This is a genomic window from bacterium, from assembly GCA_020440705.1.
In the GTDB taxonomy this organism is placed as follows: domain Bacteria; phylum Krumholzibacteriota; class Krumholzibacteriia; order LZORAL124-64-63; family LZORAL124-64-63; genus JAGRNP01.
The window spans coordinates 1-7,986 of sequence record JAGRNP010000149.1 but is presented as its reverse complement, the minus strand read 5'-3'; the positions used below and the strand labels follow the sequence as shown (position 1 = coordinate 7,986).

Genomic DNA, 7,986 nt, shown 5'->3' with positions numbered 1-7,986 from the left:
GGCGGCCGAGCCCGGCGTGCGCCGGCCCGTACCGGCGGCCCCCGCCACGCGGCGCCTGGCCCGCCAGCTCAGGGTCGACATCAACCTCGTGGCCCCCAGCGGCCCCGGCGGCCGCGTGACCCCCGAGGACGTGCACCGCTTCGCCGAGGGCGGCGCCGCGCCGACCGTGACGGCCCCCGCGTCCCCGGCCGCGGTCCCCGCCGACCACGTGCCCGCGAAGAAGGTGGCCGACGACGCGGCTTTCGCCGAGTTCGCCGCCCACGCCTCGGCGACGATCCCGTTCCTCGAGATCGAGCCCATGCCCGACTTCAGCGCCGACGGCCCGGTCGAGGTCGAGGCCCTGCGCTCGATCCGGCGCAAGGTGGCCCGCAAGATGGTCACCAGCATGAGCCTCGTGCCCCACGTGGCCCACATGGACGACGCCGACGTGACCGAACTGGACAAGTTCCGCGTGCGCGAGCGCGAGCGGCGCCAGGGCGGCGCCGGCGGCAAGCTCACGCTGCTGGCCTTCGTCATCAAGGCGATCACCGCGGGCCTGAAGGCGACGCCGGCGTTCAACGCCAGCCTCGATCCCTTCCGCGAGGAGATCATCTACAAGAAGTACTACAACATCGGCTTCGCGGCGGACACGGGCCGCGGCCTGGTGGTGCCCGTCGTCAAGGACACCAACAACAAGTCGATCGTGCAGATCGCCGACGAGATCCATGCGAAGGCGACCCTCGCCCGGGAAGGCAAGCTGCCGCCCGAGGACATGCGCGGCGGCACCTTCACCATCACCAACGTCGGCCCCCTCGGCGGCACCGCCCTGCTGCCGACCATCAACTACCCCGAGGTGGCGATCCTCGGCATGGGCAAGGTGCAGGAGAAGCCGGTCGTGCGGGACGGCGAGATCGTCATCCGCAAGATCCTGCCGCTGACCCTGGCCTTCGACCACCGCATCGCCGACGGCGCCGACGCCGCCCGCTTCGTGGGCGAACTCGTGCGCCAGCTCTCGGATCCGAACCTGCTCCTGCTCGAGACCTAGGGAGAACCGCTCATGGTGATGGGAAGCCTGCGTGAAGAGACCGAAGTCGTCGTCATCGGCAGCGGCCCCGGCGGCTACGTGGCCGCCCTGCGCCTGGCCGACCTCGGCAAGAACGTCCTGCTGATCGAGAAGCGCGACCGCCCCGGCGGCACCTGCCTGCTCGAGGGCTGCATCCCCTCGAAGGCGCTGATCAACGCCGTCGAGGTGAAGGCCGCCGCGCTCGACGCCGCCGAGATGGGTCTCAGTTTCAAGGGCCTGGAGGTCGATCCGGTCAAGCTGCGCGCCTGGACCGACGGCATCGTGCAGGGCCTGAGCGACGGCGTGCGCGGCCTGCTCAAGCGCCGCGGCGTCACCATCCTGCAGGGCCACGCCCGCTTCGACTCGCCCACCAGCCTCGCGCTGGAGGGCGGCGAGGTCAGCGGCGTCGACTTCCAGCACGCGATCATCGCCACCGGCTCGAGCCTGAACCGCCTGCCCGAGGGCATCGTCCCGTCGGTGTGGTCGAGCGCCGACGCCCTGCGCCTGCCCGAGGTGCCCGGCTCGCTGCTCGTGGTGGGCGGCGGCTACATCGGCCTGGAGATGGGCCTGGTGTACCAGGGCCTGGGCAGCAAGGTCTCGGTGGTGGAGTTCTTCCCGCGCCTGCTCATGGGCGCCGACCAGGATCTGGTCGACATCATGGTGGGACAGGTCAGCAAGCGTCTCGAGAACATCATGCTCGAGAGCAGGGTGCTCGAGATCCGCGAGGTGGCCGCCGGCGGCTTCGACGTGGACATCGACCTGGGCGGCGAGAAGGTCACCCACCACTACGACAAGGTGCTCGTGGCCATCGGCCGCCGGCCCAACACCGACGACATCGGCCTCGAGCACACGAAGGTCCGGGTCGACGACAAGGGCTTCATCATCACCGACGAGGAATGCCGCACGGACGAGCCCCACATCTACGCCATCGGCGACGCGGCCCAGGGTCCCATGCTGGCCCACAAGGCCAGCCGCGAGGGCAAGGTGGCGGCCGAATCTATCCACGGCGGCGGCGACACGGCCTTCGACAACCGGGCCATTCCCGCGGTCGTCTTCACCGACCCGGAAATCGCCTGGACCGGCCTGACCGAGCGCGAGGCCGCGGAGCAGGAGCTCGACTTCGACGTGGGCCGCTTCCCCCTGAGCGCCCTGGGTCGCGCCCGCACCCTCGGCCGCACCGACGGCATGGTCAAGATCATCGCCGACCGGCGCAGCGGCCTCGTCCTGGGCGTGGGCATCGTCGGGCCCATGGCCAGTGAACTCATCGCCGAGGGCACCCTCGCCATCGAGATGGGCGCCACCCTCGAGGACATCATGGTCACCATCCATCCGCACCCGACCCTCAGCGAGGCCATCATGGAGGCCGCCGAGGTGGCCGCGGGCGAGGCGGTGCACATCAACCCGCCGCGGAAGGTGCGGTAGGCCCCATGGAACTGCCCACCCGGCCCTGGGACCGGGACGACGACCTGCTGGCACGGACCCGGGCGGACGGCACCGCCCGGGTCCGTGTCTATCGATATGACGAGGTCGCCGTGGTCATCGGCCGCGGCGGGCACCAGGACCGGGAGCTGCGGGGCGACAACATCGCCCGCGACGGGGTCCCCCTCTACCGGCGTCCGGGCGGCGGCTGCGCCGTGGTCCTCGATCCCGGCAACCTGATCGTCTCCCTGGCCCTCCCCCTGCCCGGCATCGGACACATCAGGACCGCCTTCGACGCCGTCACCGCCTGGATGATCGATGGTCTCGCGGCTGCGGGGGTAGCCGATGTGGTCCAGCGCGGAGTGTCCGATCTGGTCATCGCCGAACGGAAGATCGGGGGCTCGTGCGTGTACCGCACTCGGGGATTGCTTTACTACTCGACCACGGTCCTGATCGATCAGAATATGCCGCTCGTGGGCAGATATCTGCTGCACCCGCCCCGGGAACCCGAGTACCGTAGGGGCAGACCGCACGACGCGTTCATGGGATCCTTAAAGTCCTTGTGTGGCGTCAACTTAGATAGCGATTTTCCGGCCCGTCTTAACTCTATCCTGGCAAATGATTTATCACGATTGTTGCTATTTTCTGACAATTAATTCAGTTTGTGGGAATCCCGGGCTTCCCTTTTGCAAAAGTCTAATGTTAGAATCGTTCGTTGGGAGGGGGTTGCCATTAGTCGCACTAAGTGCCGACTTTATGGCTTGGAGAAACACCGCTCCGCATCCCAAGTCGCTCATCCTCGTCAAGGGAGTGAACAGCGTGTTGCAAATGGAGAAAGGCTGCGACGTGATTCGCCTGCTCATCGTCGACGACCATCCGTTGGTCCGGTCCGGCATCCGGGCCCTCATCGACATGGAAGATGATCTCGAGGTCTGCGGCGAGGCCGAAGACCAGCACGACGCCATGGAGATGATCAAACAGGATCAGCCCGATCTGGTGCTGGTCGACATCTCGCTGAAGAACAGCAATGGCCTGAACCTCCTCAAGGAGATCGGCCAGAACCACCCGGACATCATGACTCTCGCCGTCTCGATGCACGACGAGTACACCTACGCGATCCGCTGCCTAAAGGCCGGCGCCAAGGGGTACATCATGAAGCAGGAAGGCACCGAGAAGATTCTCGACGCCATCCGCGCCGTCCTCGACGGCAAGACCTATCTCTCGCCCGAGATGACCCAGGCCGCCGTCGACCAGCTCGGCGCCGGCAAGTCGCCCGCCGGCGCCTCGCCGGTGGAAGCGCTCAGCAACCGTGAACTCGAGCTCTTCCAGTTGACCGGTCAGGGCAAGGAGATCTCGGAGATCGCCGAGATCATGAACATCAGCCCGCGCACGGTCGAAGTGCACCGTTCGCATATAAAGAAGAAGCTCGGCCTGAGAACCTCGACGGACATCTTCCAGATGGCCTACGAGTGGCTGCGCTCTTCCGGGATGCAGCCGTAGGACGCAGGGCTTCGGCCCGACATGCATGAAGGCCCCGCCGTTCGCCGGTGCGAACGAAAGGCGGGGCCTTCACGCATGTCGGGCCGAAACCCTCCCACCGACGGGCATCCCGTCGGCCGCCTGGGTGGCGGCCTCGGGGGGTGGGACCAGCGTGCGAGCGGGGGCCGGCCCCGTGGCCGGGCCGGGAAACAGACGGGGCGCCGTGAGGCTATCCTGACGGAGGGAGAGTCGGAGGCTCCCGCTCAGGAAACGGTCGGGAAACCGCGAGCGTCTTCACCCCAACGTGTTCGGGGGGAAGGGCTTGGCGGTCACAGGATGCGGTGCTGCGGGATTCCCCTCATGAACGTGGCGGGCCAGTTTTCCGTTCGCCACCGCAAACGACTGGCCCGCCACGTTCATGAGGGGAATCCCGCTACAGCGCCCCCTGCGTGACCACCAATCCCTTCGCCTCGAGCAGCGCGATGATGCCCCGCGCCCCCGCGAAGTGCCCCGCTCCGACGACCACGAAGATGTCCTGGTCGCCCGCGAGCCAGCCGGCGATGGTGTCGGCCATGGCCACGTTGCGGTCGTCCATGAGCCGGCGGTAGAACTCCGCCATGGCGGGGTCGTCGCCCATCTGCTCCTGGAGGAAGCGGTCCATGCCGTCGGCATCGCCGCTCCGCCACAGGGCGATCATCTCGGCGGTGACCTTGTCCACGTCCTCCATCTGGTCGAGGAACTCGGCGAACATGACGTCGTCGAGCCGGTCGTCGATATCGAGGAAGATGTGCAGCTGGTCGGCCACCTTCTCGAGCTGCCGGATCTCCTTGCCGTCGTTGCGGGCCCCCATGAGGAAGTGCTTGTCGATGCCCAGCTCCGGGTCGTAGCCCTGGCGCTGGTACTCGTTCATCACCAGCATCATGGCCACGATGCCCGGCTTGTACTTCTGGAACATGGGCAGGGGCAGGCCGCGCTCGTCGGCCGCCTTCGCCAGCCGGGCGTACACCTCGGGCTCAAGGCGGGTCTCGAGGGTCTCCTCGCCCGGCAGCATGCCTTCCTTCGCCATGAGCAGCATCGATTCCTGGATGACCGCCTGGTCGGTCATGTCGACCTCGACCGCGAGCACCGGCGCCGCCGCGAAGGCCTGCTCGATGGGCTCGGGCAGCGGGAAGAAGTCGGGTTTGCCCACGTGGATCGAACCGACCATGGTCACCTTGGCGGTCTCCGAGGAAACCTGCCACATGTACAGCTTGTCGGCCGCGCAGGCCGCGGGTGCCGCCAACAGGAGCAGGGCTCCGGCCAGCAGCGCCAGCCGGCGCGCGGTCCCGCGGAAGATCGTTTTCGTCATCACTGCCCCGTGTCGGTCTTGAGGTAACGGTAGATGTCCGCATCGGTCGAAAGGACCAGCGCGCTCTCGGCGTCGAGGGTCGTGCGGTACGCTTCCATGGTCTTCAGGAACTCGTAGAAGCCCCGCGTGTCGGCCGAACGGTTGTAGGCCTTGGCGTAGATGTTCGTGGCCTCGGCGTCGGCGGTTCCCTTGATCTCCTGGGCCTTGCGGTAGGCCTCCGAGCGGATCCGGAGCAGCTCCTTGTCCTTGGTGCCGCGAATGCGGAACGCCTCGCCCTGACCCTCGGAGCGGAAGCGGTCGGCGATGCGCTGGCGCTCGGAGATCATGCGCTCGTACACCTTGCGCTGCACCTCGGCCACGTAGTTGATGCGCTTGAACTCCACGTCGAGGATCTCGATGCCGAGGTCGGCCGTGCGCTCCTTGCTCTTGGCCAGGATCTCGTCGCGGATGGCGGCGCGACCCTTGCCGATCTGGCCGAGCACGGTCTCGTCCTCGGGCACGCCCTCGGTCTGGGCGGGCGTGCGGTTGCTCGTGCGCACCACCTGCTCCACGTCATAGCTGGCGATGGCGTTGCGGGTCTCGCCGTCGAGGATGTCGTCGAGGCGGGTCTGGGCACCACGCTCGTCCCGCAGGCGCTGGAAGTACAGCAGCGGGTCGGTGATGCGCCAGCGGGCATACATGTTCACCCAGATGAAACGCTTGTCGCGGGTCGGCAGCTGGTTCGGATCGCCGTCCCACTCCAGGAAGCGCTTCTCGAAGCGGTGCACCTTCTGGATGAAGGGCGTCTTGAACTTCAGGCCCGGCGTGAGCACGGGGTCGCCCACGGGCTCGCCGAACTGGGTGATGATGCACTGTTCGGCCTCGTTCACCACGTACATGGACTGCAGCACCACGAGGGCGAGCACCACGACCACGGGCAGAATGATCTTGTTCATGCTAGTTGCCTCCCTTGGCCGCCGCGGCCGCCGGCTGGTTCAGGTTCAGCAGGGGCAGCAGGCCCTTGAGATCCTCGTCGACGATGACCTTGCTCTGCACCTGGGGCAGCACCTGGGTCATGGTCTCGAGGTACATGCGCTTGCGCGTGACCTCGGGGGCGTCGCGGTACGCCTCGTAGAGGGCGTTGAACAGGGCGGCGTCGCCCTCGGCGCGGTTCACCCGGTCGAGCGCGTAGCCCTCGGCCTCGTTGATCGTCTGCTGGGCCTCGCCCTCGGCCTTGGGGATCTCGCGGTTGTACTCGGACTGGGCCTGGTTGATGAGCTTCTCCTTCTCCTGCTGCGCCTCGTTGACGGCGTTGAAGGAGGGCTTCACCGGGTCGGGCGGGTTCACGTCCTGCAGCACGACCTGGTCGACGCTGATGCCGGTCTCGTACTGGTCGCACAGCTCCTGCAGGCCGGTCTGGACCTGCAGCGCGACCTCGGCGCGGCCGATGGTGAGCACCTCGTTGACCGTGCGGTCGCCGACGATGCGGCGCATGACAGCCTCGCTCATGTCGCGGAAGGTCTTGTCCACGTTGCGCACGCGGAAGAGGTACTTGTAGGGGTCGACGATGCGGTACTGGATGACCCACTCCACGACGGCGGCGTTCAGGTCGCCGGTGAGCATGTTCGACTCGTCGGCGTAGGGCTTCGTCGCGTACTGGCTCTTCACGCCGGCCCGCACGGTGCGGAAACCGAACTCCTCCTTCAACTGGCGCTGCACGGGCACCTTCATGACCCGGTCGATCCCGAAGGGGATCTTCGCGTGGAGCCCGGGCTCGATTCCCTGGGCGACCACCTTGCCGAAGCGCAGGACCAGGCCCGTCTCCTCCGGTTCGATGGTGTAGAAGCTGGTCAGGGCGGTGATCAGGACGAGCACGCCGGCGATGATCAGGCCGAACTTGCTGCCGTCGAGCCGGGGCAGCTTGATCTCGGGGATCTGCGGGCCCCGCGGCTCTTCGTAGTCGTTCTGGTCGTTCATCTGGATTCACCCTCCAAGGTGGACGATCGTTCGTTCATGGATTTCTGCCTCAGAATGTACAGCGGATTACCCCGATCACCACCCCAATATTCGGGTGGAATGCCGCGGGGTGTATCGACGCGGCGGTGGTCAGTCGCGTGCGCTGGACGTGTGGTCGTGCACGATGCGCCACCCCTCCGGGAACCGCCGCAGCACGAGGCTGAACAGGCCGTGCGGTTCGTCGTGGGCCCGCATCAGGCGCCACGATCCGAAGGCCAGCGCGTGGTCCGGACCGAGCAGGCGCACGTCCAGGTCGGCGAAGACGAGGCGGCCCATGGTCGCGCGATCCGGATAACGGGCGAGGTAGCGTTCGAGGGTCGGCTGCCAGCCGGAGGTCACGGTGCCCCCGCTGGCGAAGCGCAGCTCGGGCGAGTTCCAGTACGAGGCCATGTAGCCGGGAATGTCGCCGGCGTTCCAGGCGGCCTCGGCGTCGCGCAGGACGGTGACGATCGCTTCGGCGGCGTCGGGCGCGTCCTGTGGCTGGGCCGGAGCCGGGACGGGCGGGGCCAGCAGGAATGCGGCAAGGATCAGGGCCGGGATGACGGTGCGCATGGGCATTCTCCGGGATTGTGTTGCCTGGGCAACCCACGCGGCCGGCCGGATTCCCTCATCCGGCCGCTTTCCGGCGTTGCCTGGGCAACACGTTTCGCTTCGGACACCGGGCGGCGGGAGCCACCGGCCGTCCACGGTCTCAGGTCCAGCC

Annotated in this window: 8 protein-coding genes; 4 read left to right on the top strand and 4 right to left on the bottom strand. The window is 67.3% G+C overall.

The genetic code is table 11. The features are described 5' to 3' along the window. From KDM41_16035 to KDM41_16020, 4 genes are all read left to right on the top strand, one after another. Positions 1-1,024: 2-oxo acid dehydrogenase subunit E2 (locus KDM41_16035; protein MCB1184937.1), on the top strand; the 1,024-nt coding region annotated here is incomplete at its 5' end. Between the two features lie 12 nt (positions 1,025-1,036). Further along, a complete protein-coding gene (gene lpdA, locus KDM41_16030) occupies positions 1,037-2,464 on the top strand; it encodes a dihydrolipoyl dehydrogenase (GenBank protein ID MCB1184936.1) in 1,428 nt (475 codons plus the stop codon). Positions 2,465-2,469: 5 nt separating this feature from the next. After that, entirely contained in the window at positions 2,470-3,117 is a 648-nt protein-coding gene (locus tag KDM41_16025; protein MCB1184935.1) for a hypothetical protein, read from the top strand. A gap of 190 nt (positions 3,118-3,307) precedes the next feature. Beyond that, positions 3,308-3,961, top strand: coding sequence for a response regulator transcription factor (locus KDM41_16020; GenBank protein MCB1184934.1), 654 nt, complete (start codon positions 3,308-3,310; stop codon positions 3,959-3,961). Between the two features lie 412 nt (positions 3,962-4,373). Here KDM41_16020 and KDM41_16015 read toward each other — a convergent pair whose 3' ends face one another. The 4 genes from KDM41_16015 to KDM41_16000 form a co-directional block, all read right to left on the bottom strand. Beyond that, a complete protein-coding gene (locus KDM41_16015) occupies positions 4,374-5,288 on the bottom strand; it encodes a TraB/GumN family protein (GenBank protein ID MCB1184933.1) in 915 nt (304 codons plus the stop codon). Next, positions 5,288-6,223 (bottom strand): protease modulator HflC, encoded by a 936-nt coding sequence (hflC, locus tag KDM41_16010; GenBank protein ID MCB1184932.1) that lies wholly within the window; start codon positions 6,221-6,223, stop codon positions 5,288-5,290. The genes KDM41_16015 and hflC overlap by 1 nt, the downstream gene beginning before the upstream one ends. Before the next feature lies 1 nt (position 6,224). Next, positions 6,225-7,244, bottom strand: coding sequence for an FtsH protease activity modulator HflK (gene hflK / locus KDM41_16005; GenBank protein ID MCB1184931.1), 1,020 nt, complete (start codon positions 7,242-7,244; stop codon positions 6,225-6,227). Between the two features lie 129 nt (positions 7,245-7,373). Continuing rightward, a complete protein-coding gene (locus KDM41_16000) occupies positions 7,374-7,835 on the bottom strand; it encodes a nuclear transport factor 2 family protein (protein ID MCB1184930.1) in 462 nt (153 codons plus the stop codon). Positions 7,836-7,986 lie beyond the last annotated feature (151 nt).

Excerpts from the sequence above, each read along its gene's own strand:
- KDM41_16000 (MCB1184930.1), bottom strand. The coding sequence starts at position 7,835 with ATGCGCACCGTCATCCCGGCCCTGATCCTTGCCGCATTCCTGCTGGCC.
- hflC (MCB1184932.1), bottom strand. The coding sequence starts at position 6,223 with ATGAACAAGATCATTCTGCCCGTGGTCGTGGTGCTCGCCCTCGTGGTG.
- KDM41_16025 (MCB1184935.1), top strand. The coding sequence starts at position 2,470 with ATGGAACTGCCCACCCGGCCCTGGGACCGGGACGACGACCTGCTGGCA.
- lpdA (MCB1184936.1), top strand. The coding sequence starts at position 1,037 with ATGGTGATGGGAAGCCTGCGTGAAGAGACCGAAGTCGTCGTCATCGGC.
- hflK (MCB1184931.1), bottom strand. The coding sequence starts at position 7,244 with ATGAACGACCAGAACGACTACGAAGAGCCGCGGGGCCCGCAGATCCCC.
- KDM41_16015 (MCB1184933.1), bottom strand. The coding sequence starts at position 5,288 with ATGACGAAAACGATCTTCCGCGGGACCGCGCGCCGGCTGGCGCTGCTG.